This is a genomic window from Microbacterium sp. AG157 (assembly GCF_003385695.1).
Taxonomy (GTDB): Bacteria; Actinomycetota; Actinomycetes; order Actinomycetales; family Microbacteriaceae; genus Microbacterium; species Microbacterium testaceum.
This window is the reverse complement of sequence record NZ_QRDK01000001.1, coordinates 1,021,488-1,042,630: the sequence shown is the minus strand read 5'-3', so window position 1 is coordinate 1,042,630 and position 21,143 is coordinate 1,021,488. Positions and strand designations below refer to the sequence as shown.

Here is a 21,143-nt window from a genome sequence, read left to right as displayed (position 1 = left end):
GGTGTCGCTGTCGATGACGCTCACGACCGCGGCGATGTGGGTGAGCGCTCGGCCGATCCGCCTCGCGCTGGCTCGTGACGACTATCTCGAGACGCTCGACCCGGGCCGCCGTCCGGCCGATCCGCCGGAGCGCCTGCGACGCTCGGGCCGTGTCGTCGTCTCGCGTGAGGGCGGGCTGCCCGTCTCCCGCTACGAGCCGGCGGCGCGCACCGCGGGCCTCGAGCTGATGTACCTGCCCGGTGGGGGACTGGTGAATCCCCTCGTCGCCGAGCACTGGTGGATCGTCGAGCGTCTCGCGCGGGCGACCGGGGCGGCGATCACGGTGGTCTGCTACCCCCTGGCGCCCGAGCATCGGGCCGACGACACCCTCGCCGTGATCGACGCGCAGTACGAACGTCTTGCCGCACGGGCGGGGACCTCCCGCCTCCTCGTGGCGGGCGACTCGGCCGGAGGGGCCGTGGCGGTGGGGCTCGCCCTGCGCGCCGCGCGTCGACCGGACGCGCTCGTGCTGTTCTCGCCGTGGCTCGATCTCGCTCTCACCGACCCGGGGATCGCGCGTCGGGTGCCGCGGGATCCCTCGCTACGCGTTCCCGGCCTTCGAGCGGGCGCGCAGGCGTGGGTGGGCGATCGGGGGCTCGACGACCCGGAGCTCAATCCCGCGCGGATGGAGCTTGCCGGGCTGCCGCCGACCCTCGTGTTCCAGGGGGGTCGCGACATCTTCTTCGACGACGCCGTCGCCTTCGCTCGACGGGCGCGCGCCGAGCGGGCGTCGGTGCGTCTGGTGACCGCTCGGGCGGGGTTCCACGTCTACGTCGGGGCGTTCTGGACGCCCGAGGCGCGCGCGGCCTACGCGCTCGTGGGGGCTTTCTCGCTCGATCCCGAGCGATCGATGACATAACGGGACACATGTGCAACAATCTGCCGAGGGCGCGACGGTGCGCCCCGTTCAAGGAGGACCGATGACCGCTCGCTACGACCTGGCAAAGATCAAGCTCGGCAAGCTCATGACCGACCCCGATGCCGAGGGCATCATCCTCGACGTCATCCCCGACCTCACAGCGAGCCCCACCTACCTCGTGGCCCGCACGCTCACCGCGAGCGCCGCGCTCAAGCTCGCCGAAGCGCAGATCGGCGCCGAGAAGGCATCCGAACTGCGTCGTCGCGTCGAGGCGCTCGAGGCGTGAGGGGCCCGCACGGCGAGGGGTAGATTGGCGGCGTGATGCCGCTCATCTTCCTCGCCGTGGCCCTCGCCGGCGGCGTGGGGGCGGCGCTGCGCTATCTGCTCGATGTGGCTGTGCGGCGCCGCACGGGGGAGCAGTTCCCCTGGGGCATCCTGGTCGTGAATCTCACCGGGGCACTCGTGCTCGGCATCCTGACCCCCCTTCCCGCCGACGAGTCATGGCGGTGGATCCTCGGGACGGGCCTGCTCGGCGGATACACGACCTTCAGCGCGGTGGCCGTGACCACGGCGCTGCTCGCCGAAGAGGGGCGCTCCCGCGCGGCGGTGTCGTACGCGGTGGTGTCGTTCGTCGGGTCCGTCGTCGCGGCGGCACTGGGTCTGTCGCTCGGATCGGCGCTCTGAGGCAGCCGCCCGCCGGGCGGTCCGAGGGGTGGGCGCGCATGGGATACTGAGCTTCGATACATTCCTGTATCGGACTTACCCGGAGGGTCCCCCCCGTGTCGTACCTGGCCGTCCTGAGCCTGAAGAACCGCGCCCTCATCGCCCTCGTCACGATCGTCGCGGCGATCTTCGGCGGGCTCGCGCTCACCAGCCTCAAGCAGGAGCTCATCCCCTCGATCGAGTTCCCGCAGCTCGCCGTCGTCACGACCTACCCGGGCGCCTCGCCCGAAGTCGTCGAGACCGACGTGTCGACGCCCATCGAGAACGCGATCCGCGGCGTGGAGGGGCTCGAATCCACCACCGCGACGAGCACGACGAACTCCTCGATCGTCTCGGCCAAGTTCACCTACGGCACCGACCTCGCGGGGGCGCAACAGAAGATCCTCGCCGCGATCGCGCGCATCAAAGACCAGCTGCCCGACTCCGCCGACACCACCGTCGCCTCGGCCAGCATCGACGACTTCCCCGTCATCCAGCTCGCCGTCACGGGATTCACCGACGCCGAGGCGACGCAGTCGATCCTCCAGACGAGCGTGGTCCCCGACCTCGAGGACGTCGCGGGGGTCAACGGCGCACAGATCGTGGGCGGCACCGCCCAGCGCGTGACGATCACCCCCGACACCGCCAAGCTCGCCGAGCGCGGCTTCAGTCAGCAGGCGATCACCGACGCCCTCGACGCCAACGGCGTGCTCTTCCCCGGCGGTTCGCTCACCGAGGGCGGTCAGACGTTGACCGTGCAGACCGGGTCGAAGCTGACCAGCGTCGACGAGATCTCCGCGCTGCCGCTCGTGCCCACCGACGCCGCTCAGTTCCAGGCGGGGCAGACGAAGATCAGCGATGTCGCCACGGTCGCCCTCGAGCCCGACCCCGTGACCACGCTGTCGCGTGTCGACGGGCAGCCGGCCCTGACCATCGCCGTCACCAAGCTCCCCGCGGCCAACACCGTCGACGTCTCGCGCGGGGTGCTCGCGGCGCTGCCGGGGCTCGAATCGCAGCTCGGTCAGGGCGCGAAATTCACCGTCGTCTTCGACCAGGCGCCGTTCGTGCAGCAGTCGATCGAGGCCCTCGCGCAGGAGGGGCTCCTCGGTCTGGTCTTCGCGGTCGTGGTGATCCTCGTCTTCCTCATGTCGGTGCGCTCGACGCTCGTGACGGCGATCTCGATCCCCACCAGCGTCCTCATCACCTTCGTGGGGCTCCAGGCCTTCGGGTACTCGCTGAACATCCTGACCCTCGGCGCGCTCACGATCGCGATCGGCCGCGTCGTCGACGACTCGATCGTGGTGATCGAGAACATCAAGCGCCATTACGTCGGTGACGCCGACAAGATCCCCACGATCGTGCGCGCCGTGCGCGAGGTGGCGGCCGCCATCACGGCATCCACCATCACCTCCGTCGCGGTGTTCCTCCCGATCGCGTTCGTCGGGGACGTGACGGGAGAGCTCTTCCGACCGTTCTCGCTGACCGTGACGATCGCCATGGCGGCCTCGCTGCTCGTGTCGCTCACGATCGTGCCCGTGCTGGCGTCGTGGTTCCTGAAGCCCGGGAAGGTCATCCGCGATGCCGAGGGCAATCCGATCGACCCCGAGTCGCCGACCGCGCCGCCCTCGCGCCTCCAGAAGGCCTACGTCCCGGTCCTGCGTTGGACGCTGAAGCACTCGTGGGTCACCCTCACCCTGGCCGTGCTCGTGCTCGGCGGAACGCTCGCGTCCGTCCCCCTGCTCAAGACCGACTTCCTCGGCGACTCCGGCCAGAACACCTTCACGGTGACGCAGAAGATCGGCTCCGCCCCGAGCCTGGATGCCGAGGACGCGGCGGCGCAGAAGGTCGAAGCCGCCCTGCTCGCCACCGACGGCGTCCAGACCGTGCAGACGTCGATCGGGTCGAGCGGTTCCGCGCTGCGCGACGCGTTCTCGGGCGGAGGATCGGGCATCACCTACTCGATCACCTCGGAATCGGGCGTCGACCAGGTCGAGCTCCGCGACCGCGTGCGCACCGCGCTGGAGGCGCTGCCCGATGCGGGCGACATCCAGGTCGCAGCCTCGGGCGGGGGGCTCGGCTCGGCCGGCATCACCATCGACGTCACCGCCGCCGACGGGCAGTCGCTGCAGCAGGCGAGCGACGCCGTGGTGGCGGGGCTCCAGGGGAGAGACGGCATCGGCCAGGTCACCAGCAGCCTCTCGGCATCCCTTCCCTTCATCTCCGTGCGCGTCGACCGCGACGCCGCCTCGGAGCGCGGGCTGTCGGAGCGTGCGGTGGGCGCCCTCGTCTCCGCAACGCAGCAGCCGCGGCAGGCGGGCACCGTCGAGATCGACGGGCGCGGCGTGACCGTCTACGTCGCCACGGCCAACCCGCCGAAGACGATCGACGATCTGCGCGCCCTCGAGATCCCGAGCGCCCGCGGTACCGTGCGCCTCGACGAGATCGCCACGGTCGAGCAGAGCCAGACTCCGCCGTCGATCTCGACCTCACGGGGATTGCGGACGGCCACGATCACCGTGACCCCCACGACCGACGACCTCGGCCGTTCCTCCTCGACCGTCAGCGCGGCCCTCGCCGACACGGCCCTGCCCCAGGGGGCCACCGCCAAGGTGGGCGGTTCGGTCACCGACCAGGCAGATGCGTTCAGCCAGCTCGGCCTCGCCCTGCTCGCGGCGATCCTCATCGTCTATGTCGTGATGGTGGCGACCTTCAAGTCGCTGCGCCAGCCGCTCGAGCTGCTGGTGTCGGTGCCGTTCGCGGCCACGGGAGCGATCGTCATGCTGCTCATCACGGGCGTGCCGCTCGGCGTCGCCGGCATGATCGGCGCCCTGATGCTCGTCGGCATCGTCGTGACCAACGCGATCGTGCTCATCGACCTCGTGAACCAGTACCGAGCCCGTGGCCTGAGCGTTTTCGAGGCCACGGTGGTCGGCGGCGCGCGACGGCTCCGACCGATCCTCATGACGGCTCTCGCGGCGATCTTCGCGCTCGTGCCGATGGCGCTCGGAATCACCGGCCACGGCGGCTTCATCTCGCAGCCGCTCGCGGTCGTCGTGATCGGCGGACTCGTGTCGTCGACCCTGCTGACGCTCCTCGTGCTGCCGACGCTCTACAACCTCATCGAGGGAGCGAGCGAGCGGCGCCGCGAGCGGCGGGCGGTGCGAGCGGCAGAGCACGTCGAGTCGACGGCCGAGGAGGGGCACCCGCTGAGTCGCCGAGAGCTGCGCGAGAAGCACTGACGCGGAACGGGCGGGATGCCGACACCCGGCGTCCCGTCCCTCTCGCGATGCTCATCCCGAGGTGTCGGCGGTCACCGGTCGGGGTGAGCGTCGATGCGCCATCGGGGCGGAGCGACGAGCCCTCGACGGAATGACCGGGTGCGACGCGCGGGGCGTGCTGCGCCGCCGAGCGGACGGGCCGACGGGTGGCCGTCGGCCGGGCGAGCGGAAGGCGACGGCGTCGACGGGAGGCGTGGTGCGCCGCGACGGGAGTCTGTGATGTCGGCTTCGACGTGGCGGCCGTCGCCGCCGACGCGAGGATCTGGGTGAACATGCCCGACCAGGCGAACATCGCCGCGCACGAGATGGTCTCGAACAGCGCCAGGTTGATGGTCGCCGAGACGAACAGCGTGATCGAGACGATCAGCCAGACTGTCGCGATCCCCGTGCCGATCGCCATCCGCTTGCCGAGGCGATGGAAGAGGAACGGCGCGCTCAGCAGCAGGGCGAGGAACCCCAGGACCATCGAGCCCGCGACCTTGTCGTGCAGGTCTTTGTCGGTGTTCAGGGGAATGCAGCCCACGAGAGCGAGATTGACGCCCACGACATTCAGGCAGATGAAAGCCACTGTCGCGGCGCCGCGACGGACGGGGCCGCGACCCACACGTCGCACATCCCGCCGGACACGGAAGGCGAAGACGACGACGATCATTCCGCTGACTTTGAGGGTCGTGTTGAAGAATGCGCTCGACAGATCGCCGAAGATCCCCAGCTGGCTGAAGTGCAGCTGCCACCACAGCGGGTCGCTCGTCGTTGCGATCGACAGCAGCAGTCCGCTGACCAGGACGATCAGGGCCGCCCCGCCGACGTGCAACGTCGGGATCGCGTCGAGGCGGCGCGCGAGGGTGCCCAGGCGCGGCACCGGGAGCGAAAAGGGGACAGCGGAGCGGAGCACGGTGCTCATGTGGGGGATCTTTCCTCAGGACGGAACGAGGATCCCCCCACACCGCGGGACCCTCGGCCCCCGTCGGCTCATTCGGGCAATGAGCCAGGAGAAAGCTTGGTCTTTTGCCTCCCCCGGCCTTGACGGAAACCGTCAGGGCACATGGTATCGTTCGCGCCGCCTTTTCAGGAAAGGGCTTGTCTGGGAAATTCCCAGGTCATATGGCCAATTTCTTGTCCCCCATTTGGGGGACAAGGCCGCCTCACGCGCGGTAGGAAATGCCCCATTCCCTGGTCATTTTCGCGCCCGGTTCGAGTCGCTCCAGGTCCGTTCCGGTCGCGAAAGCGTTCGCCGGAGCCGTCATCGGCTCGATCGCCACCGCGAGGGACTGCCCGGGGTAGCGGTCGGTCGTGAACACCTGTGCCCAGCGGAACCCGTCGTCCTGCCACAGCTGCACGCGCCGACCGTCGGGAGCGGTGAGGGTGTGGTGCGCCCGGCCGTCGGCATCCCGCTCCAATCCGCGGTAGCCGTTGTCGAGTGAGGCATCGCCGAGACGGCGACCCTCGCGCAGGTCGGTGGCGGCGTCGACGGGCACCTCGTCGACGGGGATGTTGCGGTCGTCGAGGACGAGTGTGGTCGTGCCGGTCGATCGCACCACCAGATCCTCCGTCGGCACGCCGCCGATCTGGAGGTAGGGGTGCACGCCCAGGGCGACGGGGGCGGCCTTCGCCCCGACGTTCTCAACGGTGTGGGTCACGTGCAGACCGTCGGCGCGGAGGGCATACACGACCCGCGTGCGCAGGTGGAAGGGGTAGCCGGTCTGCGGCACAACGTCGGCACCGAGCACGAGCTGCTCGTCACTGTGCTCGAGGGCCTGGTAGGTCCCGAATCGCAGCAGTCCGTGGCTGGCGTTGCCGAACTTCGGCTCGCTGAGCGCGAGCTGCAGGTCTTCGCCGTCGAAGGAGTACTTGCCGTCGCGGATGCGGTTCGGCCACGGGACGAGGACGACTCCGGATGCCGCGGGCGTGGGCAGGTCGTCGGGGTAGCGCGGCACGAGGTCGACGCCGTCGACCGTCAGCGCGCGAAGCGCGGCACCCACCTGGGCGATCTCGGCGGAGGAGTGTTCGCCGCGGAGGTGGAAGCGGGATCCGGTGGGGTCGGCGGTCATGACGTGGCCTTTCGCGATCGGCGCGGGCGCTGCAGCCAGGGCTGCAGCATGCGGGTGACCCACGGGAGGACCGCGTAGGTCATGACGGGGGTGAGCATGAGGGTGGTGGCGAGCACGCGCAGCACGAGGGGGATCTCGGCGAACCCGGGAACGAAGCCCAGCAGCCACGATGCCGCCAGGTTCGTCGGGAAGAACCCGACCCAGATCGTCACGGCCTGCTTCCACCGCGGCGGAGCCGCCGGCACCGGCTGTTGGATCGGTTGGGTGCCGGCCTCCGTCACCGTCGCCGCCTCGAGGATCGAGCCGTGCGGGGCGTCGAACCAGCCCTCGATGCCGGTGCGTCGCTCACTGCGCTCTTCGCGTGCGAAGGGGCGGCCCGAGTCGAGCCACCACTGGCGCTGTGTGGAACTCTCCCACTCCTCGAGGGTCGTGATGTCGCGGAAGCGGTACAGCATGTACCAGAGGTCGCTGTCTTCTCCCGCGCGCACCCACCCCGAACCGAGGAAGCCCGGGAACGCGGTCGCGAGATCGGTGCCGGCCTGCATCCAGGAGGTCGCCTCGGCGGTGCGCGTCGGGTCGATGCGCCGCTCGATCGCCACCGTGATGGGGTGGGCGTCGGTATCTGCCATGCGTCCATCTTCCGTCACGGCGACCCTGGGTCCTTCTCCGTGGAACCCGTCCCGCTCTCGACCGCCTCTGTCCCTCTCTCGACGAACCTCGTCCCACTTTCGGCGGGGTGATGTCCCAGGTATGGCTGTCTGATGCGCCGCGAAAGCGCCATAAGTGGGACACGGGTCATCGGAGGGGCATGGATGCCATTCCCAGGCGTGACGTGTAGCGTTGTGCGGTCGGCTCTGGACACCGTGCATGATGCGCGGATGGGTTTGTGAGTCCAAGGGGCCGATGGACAGGACGCGATCGCGGCCTCGACCATCTCTAGTGAATGGCCCCCGGCCGACGGAAGTCCGGGTATCGCACCGCCACGAGCGGCGCCGCTGTTTCGCGCAAACAGAACCCAGGAAGTTTTCCCATGCCCAAGAACAAGAAGCCCGCCGGCGGCCGCGCCGCCAAGAACTTCGAGCCCCGTTACGGCGCTCAGACCTCGTTCCAGGACCGCAAGCGCCGCCCCGGCGCCGAGGCACCCGCGAAGCCCGGGAGCAAGAGCCCGAGCCACCGCGGCTACCGGCCCGAGACGGAGACCACCCCCAGCAAGGGTCGCTGGAACGCCTCCGACCGTGCTGGCCGTTCCCAGGCCCGCGACATCCGCACCTCGGCGCGCGACGATCGTCCCGCACGTTCGTTCGACGACCGCCCCGCGCGTTCGTTCGATCGGAACGATCGTCCGGTTCGTTCGTTCGATCGTGACGAGCGTCCGCGTCGTGATGCCGGTGAGCGTCCGGCGCGTTCGTTCGATCGGAACGATCGTCCGGTTCGTTCGTTCGATCGTGATGAGCGTCCCCGTCGTGACGCCGGTGAGCGTCCTGCGCGTTCGTTCGACCGCACCGATCGTCCGGCGCGTTCGTTCGATCGTGACGAGCGTCCGCGTCGTGATGCCGGTGAGCGTCCGGTTCGTTCGTTCGACCGTAGTGACCGTCCCGCGCGTTCGTTCGACCGCACCGATCGTCCGGCGCGTTCGTTCGATCGTGACGAGCGTCCGCGTCGTGATGCCGGTGACCGTCCGGTTCGTTCGTTCGACCGCAGTGACCGTCCGGCGCGTTCGTTCGATCGTGACGAGCGTCCCCGTCGTGATGCCGGTGAGCGTCCGGCGCGCTCCTTCGACCGCAGTGACCGTCCCACCCGTTCGTTCGACCGCAGCGACCGTCCGGCGCGCTCCTTCGATGACCGCCCGCGCCGCAACGACGGCTCGAGCCGCAGCGATTGGAACAACACTCCGCAGCGCTCGGCCGAGCACGAGCAGCGCGTCGACGTGGTGCACGAGCGCCTGCAGGCCGAGGCCGTGGATGCCGCGACCGTGACCGGCGCCGGTTTCGCCGAGCTCGGTCTGGGCGACAACCTCGTCCGCGCCCTCGCCGGTCTCGGTGCCGCGAGCCCCTTCCCGATCCAGGCGGCCACGGTCGCTCCGATCCTCGAGGGACGCGACGTCCTCGCCCGCGGCCGCACCGGCTCGGGTAAGACCATCGCCTTCGGTGCGCCGCTCGTCGAGAGCATCCTGCGCTCGCAGGCGGGCCAGCGTCGCGAGTTCGCTCGCGCTCCGAAGGCGATCATCCTGGCCCCGACGCGCGAGCTCGCGCTGCAGATCGATCGCACCGTGCAGGTGCTCGCGCGCAGCGTCGGCCTGTTCACCACCCAGATCTACGGCGGCGTGCCCCAGGCGCGCCAGGTCGGTGCGCTCAAGAAGGGCGTCGATATCGTCATCGGCACCCCCGGCCGCATCGAAGATCTGCTGAATCAGGGCAAGCTCGACCTCTCGCAGGTGCAGGTCGCCGTCCTCGACGAGGCCGACCACATGTGCGAGCTCGGCTTCCTCGAGCCCGTGCAGCGCATCCTCCGCGCGACCAGAAAAGACAGCCAGAAGCTTCTCTTCTCGGCCACGCTCGACCGCGAGGTCGCGGCCCTCGTCGACGAGTTCCTCGTCGAGCCGGCCGTCTACGAGGTCGCCGGTGAGGACCAGGACTCGAGCACCATCGAGCACCGTGTCCTCGTCATCGAGCACCGTGACAAGGCGCAGATCCTCGACTCGCTCGTCGATCGCGAGGGCAAGACGCTCGTCTTCGCCCGCACTCGCGCGTACGCCGAGATGCTCGCCGAGCAGTTCGACGACGCCGGCATCGCCGCCGTGGCGCTGCACGGCGACCTGAATCAGCAGAAGCGCACGCGCAACCTCGAGAAGCTCACCTCGGGTCGCGTCAACGTGCTCGTCGCCACCGACGTCGCCGCCCGCGGCATCCACGTCGACGACATCGACCTGGTCATCCAGGCCGACGCCCCCGACGAGTACAAGACGTACCTGCATCGCTCGGGTCGCACCGGTCGCGCGGGTCGTGCGGGCACCGTGGTCACCCTGATCACGCGCCAGCGCCGCCGTCGTATGACCGAGCTGCTCGATCGCGCCGAGATCCAGGCCCCCTTCGAAGAGACCGCGCTCGGCGACGACGTGCTCGAGGAGCTGTCGGGCCGTCAGCTGTCGAACGTCGACGCGTAGATCCCTCACGCAAAGCCCTCGTCGCCTCCGCGACGGGGGCTTTGCGCGTTTCCCGCGGCGAGAATCGGCAGGTCAGAACAGGGTCGGCTCGCTCGCAGGCGCGACGCGGGGGCGACCGGATGCCGGGACCCCGGTGCGGTGAACGGGTCCGAGGCTGCTGACAGGCGGTGTGCGGGCGGCCAACCCCGGCTGCGGGCGGCCGCGCGGGTGATCGTCTTCGTCCCACCCGTCGAGGCGGTGCATGCGCAGCAGCGGTCGCATGCGCTTGCCGAGCCACGTGCGATAGGCCTTCGGCGCCGAGGTGGAGACTCCCGGGTAGAGCCCGCGGTACGACGACATGAGGTTCGGGTGCTCGCGTTCGAGCCACTCGAAGAACCACTGCTTCGCGCCGGGGCGCAGGTGTAGTGCCCCGTATACGACACGCGCCGCACCGGCCTCGCGAATGCGCGCCAGAGCGTCGTCGAGAGCGGAGACCGAGTCGGTGAGGTGCGGCATGATCGGCATGAGGAACACCGTCACCCGGAATCCCGCGGCGGTCGCCGCGCGCACGGTTTCGAGCCGGGCTTCGGCACTGGGAGTGCCCGGTTCGATCGAGTGCTGGAGGGCGTCGTCGAAGACGGCGATCGACATCGCCAGCGTGACCTTAACCTGCTGCGAGGCCTCGGCGAGGAGAGGGAGGTCCCGTCGAAGCAGCGTGCCCTTGGTGAGGATCGAGAAAGGTGTGCCGTTGTCGGTGAGGGCCCCGACAATGTCCGGCATGAGGCGGTACCGACCCTCCGCACGCTGATAGGGATCGGTGTTCGTCCCGAGCATCACGGGTTCCCGCGCCCACGACCCCCGGCGCAACTCGGTGCGTAGCACGTCGGCCACGTTCACCTTCACCACGATCTGCGAGTCGAAGTCGGCCCCGTAATCCAGGTCGAGGTACTCGTGAGTTTTTCGAGCGAAGCAGTTGTGGCTGATGACGCCGTTCGCGACGAAGTCCTCGGTGTCCGTCGTAATGTCGATCATGTCGATGTCGTAGCCGATGTCCTCGACGTTCACGACTCTCAGGTCCGCGCTGGTCTTGACCGCTGTCCCGCAGACATCGAGTTTGCGCGTGATGGACGGTCGGGCGGTATCGAAGAATCGCTGTCTCGAGGTGAGCCCTCCGCGAAGGCGGATACTCGACACACCGTTCGGGCGAGCGGGTTCGCGAACAGCGTCGAAGCGGAATGCGGCGAAAGCCTCTTCGGTCAGCGAGAGAAGTTCCTCGTTCGCGTTGCTTATTCGCACGATCCCGCGCGAACACGAGCCCTCCGCGTCGAAGATGCCCCCGAGGAAGCCCGCCATCCACTCCCGGCTTCGCAAGCGCGGTATCGCGATGTAGTCCTCGAGACGCGCGACATCGTGCATTTTTGCCGTGTGAAGAGCCGTCATGGGTCGGCGATGCGCGGGCACGGAGAAGGGGCGGACCATCGTGACGATGCCGATCTGCTCGAGAAGCTCCTTTGCGAGATCGAGCGCCTCCCGATCGGCCAGGGCGAGGCGGAATCGGTGGATCTCGCGGGCTCGATTCCCGTCGTCGTAGGTCTTGTGAAAGATCATCGCGTCACCGCGCACCATGCCGGTCAGATACCCTTGGCGCCAGTCCGGACCCGACGCCTCCACGGAGGTGTGGGCACCCGTTCCGAAACCCTGCAGACGGTTCGACACGGTGAGATGAGGGCGCTGTCGGCCCGCGACGGGGGAATCGGTGACGTGCTTCCAGCCGCGCTCCGTCAGGAACCGGTGGTCTGCGCTGCCCTCGATCTCGGTACCATCCGCGAGGGTGACGCGATGGAGGCGTTTGCGAGTGGTCCACTTCGCGCGAACGGTTGTTCGCACGTAATGGCGGTATCGCGATCCCCGCTCGGTGCCGATGACCTCGTCTCCGACGCGGATATCCGACAGGGGGACCTGTCGGCCGTCCGCTTTCAAGATGAGGGTGTCCGGGGAGAGGCAGTACGAGCACGCGTGACTGCAGCCTCGGTAGGGATTCACGGTCCAGTCGAACGGCATGGCCGAGGCGCCAGGGACGCGATTCAGTGCGCTTTTGCAGAGCACCTCGTGGAACGTCATCCCGGCGAACTCCGGGGTCGTCACCGAGCGGACGAGGCCGTCCATTCGTTCCATGCCCGGGAGCGCGGCTGTGTCGTCGACGCCCAGCTGCTGCCCCTGCCATCTCATGAGAATAGTCGAACACATGTTCTAGGAAATGGCAACGCCGCGGCCACGAGAATCGTCAACGTGAACGAGTTTCGCCGAGCCCGCCGTCACCCGGGTCGACCGCTCAGAATGCGCGCGCGAGAATGGAGTCGATGACCAGCCACGATCCCGAGACTTCGCCACGCCGCGCCGCGCGCGCCGAGGCCGAGAGGCTCGCGACCGCGGCGCTCACCCTCCCCGCCGTGTTCGACGAGCGCGCCCCCGCCGAGCAGGCTCCGACCCGCGCCCGGCGTCGTGGCCGGATCGGCGCGTTCGATGCCGCCGCGCCCGGGCCGCGCGGCATCCGTCGATTCTCCCCGGTGCTGCTGCGGCGGCGTCTGGTCGTGGTGGTCGCGGCCGTGATCGTCGTCGCCGGGTGCGCGGTGGCGATCGGCGCCGCCGCCTCCGGCGGAGTGCCCGGCCCGGCGTCCGACGCCGTCGACCATCTCTCCGGCCCTCCGCCCGTCGCCGACGACGGGATACCCGTTCCGCAGCTCGCCGCCGTCGCCGCGACAGCGACTCCCTGCGACGACCCCGCCTTCACCGCCGCCCTGGCGTCGGGTGACGATGCGGCCACCATCGCGGCGGCCGGTGGCGGTCAGGCGTTCCGTGCCGCCGTGGCATCCGGGATCGCCCCCTGCGTCTCGCTCTCGGACCCGAACCGTGAGTGGCTCGTCGTCAACAAGCAGCGCCCCTACGACCCGGTGGACTACCAGCCGGGCGACCTCGTCATGCCCGCGAACGTACGTGCCCTCGAGGACTCCGCGGTCCGCGCCCCGGCCGCGGCCGCCCTCACCTCGCTCGTGAAGGCCGCCTCCGACGCCGGAGTCGGCGAGATCGGCTACCTCAGCGCCTACCGTTCGTACACGACGCAGAAGTCCACCTACGCGGGACGAGTCGCCGTGGGGGGCGTCGCCGAGGCTGATCGAGAGAGCGCGCGCCCGGGGTTCAGCGAGCACCAGTCCGGGATGGCCGTCGACATCGTCCCCTGCAACGGCTCCTGCCGCACGCTCGACGACGTCGCCGGGTCGCCGCAGGGCGCGTGGGTGCGCGAGCACGCCTGGGAGTACGGCTTCATCACCCGCTACGCTGAGGGACGCGAGAGTGTCAGCGGCTACGAGCCCGAGGCGTGGCATCTGCGCTACATCGGTCCCGAGCTCGCCCGCGCCTACCACGAGGGCGGCTTCACGACCCTCGAGGAGTTCTTCGGACTGCCTGCCGCGCCGACCTACTGACGCGTCGTCGGGTCGCGGCCCCCGCCCGCGGTGCCGGTCCGACGACCCGCTGACCGGGGTGACAGGGGTGGCGGACCCCGACTCTCAGAGACCGGATGCGAGCGCTCGTGCCCCGCGGGAAGGACGGCTCGGGATGCCGACGTCTTCGAATGTCGTCCAAACTGAACGTTGGTGATGAAAGCGCTCTGAGTTATGTTTGTGCAACGCGCGCCACCGCTGCCGCGCAGATCGCTCAATTCATCCCCCCGTTTGGAGCGCACGATGGGTCGAACCCTGCGTTCGGTCGCGGCCATTTCCCTGGCCGGACTGTTCACCGTTGCCGGAGCCACAGCCGTTCAGGCTGCCGACGTGGGCGAGGGGGTGACGCCTCCCACACCCATCGAATCCGCGACGGGCCGTTACATCGTGGTCCTCGACGAGGCCCCCGTCGCCACGTACGAGGGCGGCGAGCCGGGCCTCGACGCCACGAAGTCCGACGAGGCGCGGCTCGACGCCGACTCCCCGCAGGCGCGGAAGTACTCCGCCTTCCTCGAGGAGCGGCAGCAGAACGTCGCCGAGGAGGCGGGTGTTCGTCCCGATGCCACCTACACGATCGCCGTCAACGGCTTCAGTGCGAGCATGGACCCGAACCAGGCCGCCAAGCTCGCCGCGACCAAGGGTGTGCAGAAGGTCGTGCCCGACGAGATCCGCCACCCGGTCGCCGTCCCCTCGACCGAGTTCCTCGGCCTCGAGGGTGACGACGGCGTCTGGCAGAAGATCGGTGGCATCGGTTCGGCCGGCGAGGGCGTCGTCGTCGGTGTCGTCGACACCGGCATCGCGCCCGAGAACCCCGCCTTCGCGGGCGAGCAGCTCGGCACCACGGCCGGCTCGGAGCCCTATCTCGACGGCAACGACGTCGTCTTCCGCAAGGGCGACGGCACCGACTTCCGCTCCACCCGCGTGGCAGAGGGCAACGGGTGGTCGCTCTCGGACTACTCGACCAAGCTCGTCGGCGCCCGGTACTTCGACCAGGGTGCCGCCGCCACGGGCTTCACCTTCGAGGCGGACTACCGCTCGCCCCGCGACGGCGACGCGCACGGCTCCCACACCGCCAGCACGGCCGCGGGAAACAACGGAGTCGACGCGAGCGTCGAGGGCATCGACTTCGGCGCCATCTCGGGTGTCGCCCCGGCCGCCAAGGTTGCCGCGTACAAGGCCTGCTGGGCGGGTCCCGACCCCCTCGTCACCACGGACGACGTCTGCGCCCTGAGCGACCTGCTCGGCGCGATCAACGCCGCGGTGTCCGACGGCGTCGACGTCATCAACTACTCGATCGGCGGAGGCGCGGCCACCACCACGCTCTCCCTCGAGGACCAGGCGTTCTTCAACGCCGCTGCGGCCGGTGTCTTCGTGTCGGTCTCGGCCGGCAACTCCGGCCCCGGCGCGTCGACCGCCGACCACGCCTCGCCCTGGTACACGACGGTCGCGGCATCCACGATCCCCACCTACGAGGGAACCGTGGAACTGCCCGACGGCTTCCAGGCCGCGGGTGCCACGGTGTCGGTCCGCGAGGGCCAGGACGTGACGGCTCCCGTGGTCTACGCGGGCGATATCGCGGCATCCGGAGCCGATCCCGCGGGCGCCGCGTTGTGCCTCATCGGATCGCTCGACGCCGCGAAGGCGGCCGGCAAGATCGTCGTGTGCGACCGAGGGCAGAACGCGCGCATCGAGAAGTCGCAGGCGGTGAAGGACGCCGGCGGCGTGGGCATGATCCTCGTCAACGTCACTCCCGCCTCGGTCGACAACGACTTCCATTCGGTGCCCACCGTGCACATCGACGCCCGGTATCGCGACGCCCTGCTCGCCTACGTGCGCGGCACGGCCGATGCCACGGCGACCCTCGTCGGCGAGAACGTGACGGGTCAGACGACGCCGACGCCGCAGGTCGCCGGCTTCTCGAGCCGCGGCCCCATGCTCGCCGACGGCAGCGACATCCTGAAGCCCGACGTGTCGGCCCCCGGCGTGGCGATCCTCGCCGCCGCTGCCAACGCCCCCGGCGCCGCTCCGACCTTCGAGTTCCTCTCGGGCACCTCGATGTCGTCGCCGCACGTCGCCGGTCTCGGCGCGCTGTACCTGGGTGAGCGGCCGCTCGCGACGCCCGCCGAGGTCAAGTCCGCGATGATGACCACCGCGTACGACACCGTCGACGCCGAGGGAGCTCCCGCTCAGGACCCCTTCGCGCAGGGCGCCGGGCACGTGGACCCCACGAAGTACTTCGATCCGGGCCTGCTGTACCTCAACGGTCCCGCGGACTGGGCGGCCTTCCTCCAGGGCAAGGGCCTCGAGGACTTCGGCGTCGCCCCGATCGACGGCAGCGACCTCAATCTCGCGTCGATCTCGATCGGCTCGCTCGCGAAGCCGCAGACCGTCACCCGCACGGTCACCTCGACCCGGGCCGGAACGTTCTCGGCTTCGGTGAATGTGCCCGGAGTGGATGCCACGGTCGAGCCGTCGACGCTCGAGTTCGGTGCGGCCGGGGAGCAGAAGACGTTCACGGTGACCTTCTCGCGCACCGATGCCGCGGCCGAGCAGTGGACGAGCGGCTTCCTCACCTGGACCGGCGACGGCACGCAGGTGCGCTCGCCCATCGCCATCCGTCCCGCGACCGCCGAGGCTCCGGCAGAGGTCTCGGGAACGGGCCTGGCGGGCTCGACGAAGATCGAGATCCTCCCGGGTGTCGGCGGCGAGCTGCCTCTGACGGTGTCGGGGCTTGCCGCTCAGACGTTGCTGACCGATTCGGACAACCCCGTCGAGGGCCACAGCGGAAACCAGGATTCCGGTGACGCCGACGGATACGTGCGGTGGACCGTCGAGGTGCCCGAGGGGACGACCCTCTCGCGCTTCGACCTGAACTCGTCGGATGACACCGGGAGCGATCTCGACCTGTTCGTCTCGCGGGTGGTCAGCCCCGACGACCTGCGGTACTACGAGCGCTTCACCTCTGCGACGGCCTCGGCCGACGAGCGGGTGACGCTGCCGAACCCCACCCCCGGCACGTATCTGATCGAGGCGAACATCTACTCGTTCACGGGGCCCTTCACCTGGGACATGACGTACGCCAACGTCACCCCCGGCGGTGAGGGACAACTGACGGCCACGCCGAATCCGCTTCCGGTGCAGCAGGGTGAGGCCGTCTCGTACGACCTGTCGTGGCAGGGGCTCGCTCCGCGAACGCAGTACCTCGGCGTCGTACGGTACGGCGACTCCGACGTGCAGACGGTGCTGACCGTCGACTCGGGCGAAGCCGCGCCGGCGATCGTGGACGCGCCGACGATCTCGGGCACCGCGAAGCTCGGGCGCACCCTCACGGCGACCCCCGGCACGTGGAACCCGGCCGACGTCACCACGACGTACCAGTGGCTGCGCGACGGCGAGCCGGTGAACGGCGCCACCTCGGCGTCGTACCGCGTGCAGCGCGCCGACCTCGGCCGCGTGCTCACCGTACGGGTCACGGCGACCTCGCCCGCCAACGGACTGACGGCGACCGCCGACAGCGTCGGGGTGCCGGTCGTGGTCGGTTCGTTCACGACGGTCACCGTCGACCCCTGGGTCGGTCGTACCGGCGACGCGTACACGCTGACCGTCAAGGTGCGTCCGCTCAGCGGTCCCGCGCCCCAGGGCGACGTGACCGTCACCGTGGCGGGCAAGGACTACGTCGCGACCCTGCAGGACGGGAAGGCGACCATCGCCCTCGACCCGCAGACGCGCGGGGTCAAGCTCGTGAAGGCGGTCTACGGCGGCAGCGCGACGGTCGAGTCGTCGCGCGCGAGCAGCGCGTTCATCGTGCTGCGCTAGTCATCGATCGACGCGGCGGCGCCCGGGCTTCGGCTCGGGCGCCGCTGTGCGTGATGGATCAGCCGCGGCGCCGACGCGGCGTGAGCTTCACGGCCGGCAGCGGCGGGACCGGGATGCGCTCGGGCCCGTGGTCGATCACGGGACCGAAACGGGCCGTCTGCCCCTCCCAGGCTTCGCGCGCTTCGACGATCTCGTCGTGCGAGCGGCCCACGAAGTTCCACCACATGACGATGTCGGCCTCGAACGGCTCCCCGCCCACCAGGAACATACGCGCGCCGTCGTCGCTGCGCAGCTCGAGGTGGTCGCGCCCCTTTCCGAGGTACAGCAGTCGAGTGTGATCGACGGATGCCGCGGGCCCCGCCTCCGGCGCAGATCCCGGGCGTCTCGCCGCGTCGGCGTCGACGGCATCCATCCCCGTCACCACCTTGACGGTGCCCGTCATCCCGTAGACCGCGTACTCCCAGTCGGGGCGGAGGGGGACGCGCACGGCGACTCCGGCGGGCAGGCGCAGCTCGGCCCCGACGAGGGGGGTGTGCACGGTCGCGGGCGAGGCGACGTCGCCGAGCCGGCCCATCACGACGACGGCGTCGGCCCCGTCGCCGAGATCGAGCACGGGAAGGTCTTCGTGCCGCTCGAACGCGGGTGCGCCGTGACGACGGGAATCGGGGAGCGCCACCCAGAGCTGCAGGGCGTCCAGCGGGATCGGCCCCTCGCCCACCGAATACTCGGAGTGAGCGATGCCCGCGCCGCTCGTCATGAGGTTCAGGGCGCCCGGGCGCACGACGACGTCGCTGCCCACGGCATCCCGGTGTCTGACCTCGCCGATGATCGGCCACGTCACCGTCTGCAATCCGATGTGCGGGTGCGGCTCGACGCGCATGAGGGTGTCCTGCGGCCCGAAGCGATCGAGGAAGCACCACGCGCCGACCATCGGCAGCGCGCGGTGGGGGAGGGTGCGGTGCACCTCCATACCGCGCACGCCGCCCAGGGGCACCTCTCGCGCCGCCACCACGAGCGCCCGCGGGCCGTCGCAGTCGACCGGTCCCTCGGTCTCGGGAGGCGAAACGTCGAGCCGGGTCACGAGGGTTCGCCGGGTCCTGCCGAGTCGGCAGCGTCGTCGTCGTTCGGCCACTCGACGACCAGGCCGGGCACGTCGTGCTCGCGCAGGTAGTGCGCGACGAAGGGGCACGAGGGGATGACGCTGCCGCCGCGTCGGGCCAGGTCGGAGAGCGCTTCGCTGGCGAGGGCGGACCCGAGGCCGCGACCCTTGAACGCCGGGTCGATCTCGGTGTGGGGGAGCACGGTGCGGTCGTCGTCGATCGCGCGGAACTCGAGGAAGCCGCCGAGCTCGTCGCCCACGCGGATCTCGTAGCGGCGGGCGTCGTCGTTTCGGGTTACGGTCAGTTCGTCGGCCATGGGGGGTCTCCTGTCGTCGGTACCCACAGCAACGTAGGTGGGGGTGCGGGTGTTCCGCCATCCCCGTGGCATCCCGGATGCCGTTTGCTAGGCGGTCTCGCGAGCGCGGTGCCGCCTCACGGCGGCGCGGTTGGCGCAGCGGACCGAGCAGTAGCGCTGGCGGCCGTTGCGTGTCACGTCGACGACGACGTTCGCGCAGGGCTCGGCGGCGCAGCGGCCGAGGCGGTTCATCCCGCGCGTGACGAGGTGCAGCGAGGTGCCGACCGAGATCACCGCGGCGAGCACGCGCGGGAGTGCCTCGTCGCTGTCGCGGTAGTGCAGGTGCCACCCTTCCCCGTCGTGGTCGGTGAGGCGCGGGTAGGCGGTCACCGCCGCCATCTGGGCGTTGAGCAGGGCCGCGCGCGCGTCGGGATCGGTCTCGTCGACGACGTGCAGCCAGTCGTCGATGACGGCGCGGGTGCGCTCGTGATCGTCGGATGCCACGGGGAAGGTCATCGTCATGCCCATCTCGATCGTGCGGCGCTCGATGCCGTCTCGATCGGCGGGCCAGTCGTTCGCGAGCGACGCGGCGAGGAGAACCGCGTACTCCCCGTAAGGGTTGAGATGCATAACGGCATTACATCACGCTGGATCCATGACCGCTTCGCGCACGATTCCCCTGGCCCCCTCGGCATCCGTCCACGAACACGCGTGGATGACGGAATCGGTGCACCTCACGAGCGACGGGCGCGTGCGGTACGTGCGATGCGCCGGCTGTTCCGTACGACGCGTGGACGTCGACGCGGTCGCGGCTGCTCCGCCGACGGCACTGACGCGCGAAATCGGCTGACGCGGCGCCGCACCGCACGGTAGCGTCGAAGCAGACTGCTGACGGGGGACGCATGCTTGTTCTGAGCCTCATCGCGGCGATCGCGTGCGCGATCCTCGTGCCGGTGATCGCGCTGCACGTCTGGTACGCCATCGGGCTGTCGCGCGTCTTCGCCACGCACGGGGGTGAGCCCTGGCGCGCCTGGATCCCGCTGGTCAACGAGGCCGAGCTGTTCCGCCTGGGGCGGCTGGACCCGGTCCGCGCCGTCCTGCTCGTGGTCCCCGGCGTCAACATCTACGGTCTCGTGCTCAAGGCCACCGCCGCTCACCGCATCGGCCAGACCGCGGGGCGCGGGGCCGGTACGACCGCCCTCGCGGTGATCTTCCCGCCCGTGTGGGCGACGATCCTCTCGGCACGCCCGCGAACGGATGCCGCGCCTGCCGGCGATGTCGCCGATGAGCGTCCGATCGTTCTGAGTGAGACGGCATCCGGTCCGATCACCACCATCCCCGGCGCGAGCGCGGCCGAGGTCGCGACCGCCGGACGGCGACGGTCGACCGCCGTCGTGGCGGAGCCGGTCGCGGTGCCCGTGCTGCCCGGACCTGTCGATATCGACGAAGACTTCGAGCACACGTCGATCCATCCGTCGAGGCGTCGGTCGGTGGCGGCGGAAGACGCGGAAGCCGCGGATTCGGACATCGTTCCGGGGGTCGCCGCGCAGACGCCTGCCCCGGCGCCGACGGCCGACGCGGAGCCGGCCCTGACCCGGACGCCGGCGATGCCCATCGCGGCCGCGGCCCTCGACACGGAGGCGGCGGGGGTCGCGACTCCTCCGCCGGACCCGGCGGCGTCGGTTCCGACCACAGGGACCGCACCTGCGGCGGCACCTGCTCCGGTGCCGCCGGCTCCCGCGGCGCCCTTCCCGACCGGTGCCGCTCAGGCCGCGACCACGTCGTCGGCTCCGGTTACCGGGCCTGACGACACCGGCTTCGACCGCGTGGCCGAGACCACGGACACCACGGCCGCCCCTCAGCCTGACGGTGCCGCCGCTGCGGCTCCCCTCGACGAGCTGACGCAGACCGCCCGCCCGCGCTCGCGTCGGCGCGGCGAGTGGACCCTCGCCCTACCCGACGGAGGCCGCGTGGCGCTGACCAGTCGCACGGTGGTTCTGGGCCGCAAGCCGGGGAACGGGGAAGACGCGGTGCAGTACGTCGCGGTCGTCGATGACACCCGGACGATGTCGAAGCAGCACGCGCGACTCGAGTGGACGGTCACCGGCTGGAGCATCACCGACCTCGACTCGACCAATGGAGTGACCCTCATCCACGACGACGGGCGCACCGAGCGGGTTCCGGCGGGTGCGTCCGCGATCGCGACCTCGCGCTTCCGGCTCGGCGACGCGAGCATCGAGTTGCGCCCGGCGACCGTCTGACGTCGATCGGCGATGGACTGATGCCGTCGAGTTCCTCCTGGTTCGCGCCCCGGAGGGCTCGCGGCCGGTTCGTGCCGGCCGTGCTCGCGGCCGGTGGGCT

General features: G+C 70.2%; 15 protein-coding genes and 1 pseudogene. 9 read left to right on the top strand and 7 right to left on the bottom strand.

The annotated features are described in order from the left end of the window. Position 1: 1 nt before the first annotated feature. The 4 genes from DEU35_RS04965 to DEU35_RS04950 all read left to right on the top strand — a co-directional run bounded on the left by DEU35_RS04965 (position 2) and on the right by DEU35_RS04950 (position 4,839). The gene (locus DEU35_RS04965; protein ID WP_116238751.1) at positions 2-898 is read left to right on the top strand and encodes an alpha/beta hydrolase fold domain-containing protein; all 897 of its coding nucleotides are present in this window, start codon (positions 2-4) and stop codon (positions 896-898) included. A 61-nt stretch (positions 899-959) separates the two neighbouring features. Further along, a complete protein-coding gene (locus tag DEU35_RS04960; protein ID WP_103206914.1) occupies positions 960-1,184 on the top strand; it encodes a hypothetical protein in 225 nt (74 codons plus the stop codon). Positions 1,185-1,219: 35 nt separating this feature from the next. After that, positions 1,220-1,582 (top strand): fluoride efflux transporter CrcB, encoded by a 363-nt coding sequence (gene crcB / locus DEU35_RS04955; RefSeq protein ID WP_103206913.1) that lies wholly within the window; start codon positions 1,220-1,222, stop codon positions 1,580-1,582. A gap of 95 nt (positions 1,583-1,677) precedes the next feature. Beyond that, positions 1,678-4,839, top strand: coding sequence for an efflux RND transporter permease subunit (locus DEU35_RS04950; RefSeq protein ID WP_116238750.1), 3,162 nt, complete (start codon positions 1,678-1,680; stop codon positions 4,837-4,839). 319 nt (positions 4,840-5,158) lie between these two features. Here the strand turns inward: DEU35_RS04950 and DEU35_RS17390 are convergent. The 3 genes and pseudogenes from DEU35_RS17390 to DEU35_RS04940 all read right to left on the bottom strand — a co-directional run. Continuing rightward, positions 5,159-5,782, bottom strand: a pseudogene (locus tag DEU35_RS17390) (DUF998 domain-containing protein); the annotation flags it as partial. A gap of 241 nt (positions 5,783-6,023) precedes the next feature. After that, positions 6,024-6,929: an aldose 1-epimerase family protein gene (locus tag DEU35_RS04945; protein WP_103206911.1), complete on the bottom strand. Its 906-nt coding sequence runs from the start codon at positions 6,927-6,929 to the stop codon at positions 6,024-6,026. Next, a complete protein-coding gene (locus DEU35_RS04940) occupies positions 6,926-7,558 on the bottom strand; it encodes an antibiotic biosynthesis monooxygenase (protein ID WP_056225826.1) in 633 nt (210 codons plus the stop codon). The genes DEU35_RS04945 and DEU35_RS04940 overlap by 4 nt, the downstream gene beginning before the upstream one ends. A gap of 401 nt (positions 7,559-7,959) precedes the next feature. On the opposite strand from DEU35_RS04940, the gene DEU35_RS04935 reads away from it, so the two are divergent. After that, on the top strand, positions 7,960-10,092 hold the full coding sequence (locus DEU35_RS04935; protein WP_116238749.1) for a DEAD/DEAH box helicase: 2,133 nt from the start codon (positions 7,960-7,962) through the stop codon (positions 10,090-10,092). 72 nt (positions 10,093-10,164) lie between these two features. Here the strand turns inward: DEU35_RS04935 and DEU35_RS04930 are convergent, their stop codons facing one another. After that, positions 10,165-12,300 carry an intein-containing Rv2578c family radical SAM protein gene (locus DEU35_RS04930; RefSeq protein ID WP_180993389.1) on the bottom strand — a complete coding sequence of 712 codons (2,136 nt, stop codon included), beginning with the start codon at positions 12,298-12,300 and terminating at the stop codon, positions 10,165-10,167. 131 nt (positions 12,301-12,431) lie between these two features. Between DEU35_RS04930 and DEU35_RS04925 the strand changes: the two genes are divergently transcribed. After that, positions 12,432-13,553, top strand: coding sequence for a D-alanyl-D-alanine carboxypeptidase family protein (locus tag DEU35_RS04925; protein WP_147301826.1), 1,122 nt, complete (start codon positions 12,432-12,434; stop codon positions 13,551-13,553). 261 nt (positions 13,554-13,814) lie between these two features. After that, the gene (locus DEU35_RS04920; protein WP_181904569.1) at positions 13,815-17,387 is read left to right on the top strand and encodes a S8 family serine peptidase; all 3,573 of its coding nucleotides are present in this window, start codon (positions 13,815-13,817) and stop codon (positions 17,385-17,387) included. A gap of 58 nt (positions 17,388-17,445) precedes the next feature. Here DEU35_RS04920 and DEU35_RS04915 read toward each other — a convergent pair whose 3' ends face one another. The 3 genes from DEU35_RS04915 to DEU35_RS04905 are packed head-to-tail and all read right to left on the bottom strand — an operon-like array spanning position 17,446 to position 19,412. After that, entirely contained in the window at positions 17,446-18,468 is a 1,023-nt protein-coding gene (locus tag DEU35_RS04915) for a pirin family protein (RefSeq protein WP_116238746.1), read from the bottom strand. Beyond that, positions 18,465-18,875, bottom strand: a complete 411-nt coding sequence (locus tag DEU35_RS04910; RefSeq protein ID WP_396652080.1) for a GNAT family N-acetyltransferase — start codon at positions 18,873-18,875, stop codon at positions 18,465-18,467. Before DEU35_RS04910 ends, DEU35_RS04915 begins: the two co-directional genes overlap by 4 nt. 15 nt (positions 18,876-18,890) lie before the next feature. After that, positions 18,891-19,412 carry a CGNR zinc finger domain-containing protein gene (locus DEU35_RS04905; protein WP_103206905.1) on the bottom strand — a complete coding sequence of 174 codons (522 nt, stop codon included), beginning with the start codon at positions 19,410-19,412 and terminating at the stop codon, positions 18,891-18,893. Positions 19,413-19,437: 25 nt separating this feature from the next. On the opposite strand from DEU35_RS04905, the gene DEU35_RS04900 reads away from it, so the two are divergent. Then, entirely contained in the window at positions 19,438-19,632 is a 195-nt protein-coding gene (locus DEU35_RS04900; protein WP_116238745.1) for a hypothetical protein, read from the top strand. A 52-nt stretch (positions 19,633-19,684) separates the two neighbouring features. Next, positions 19,685-21,043, top strand: a complete 1,359-nt coding sequence (locus tag DEU35_RS04895) for an FHA domain-containing protein (RefSeq protein WP_116238744.1) — start codon at positions 19,685-19,687, stop codon at positions 21,041-21,043. The last annotated feature ends 100 nt before the right edge of the window (positions 21,044-21,143 follow it).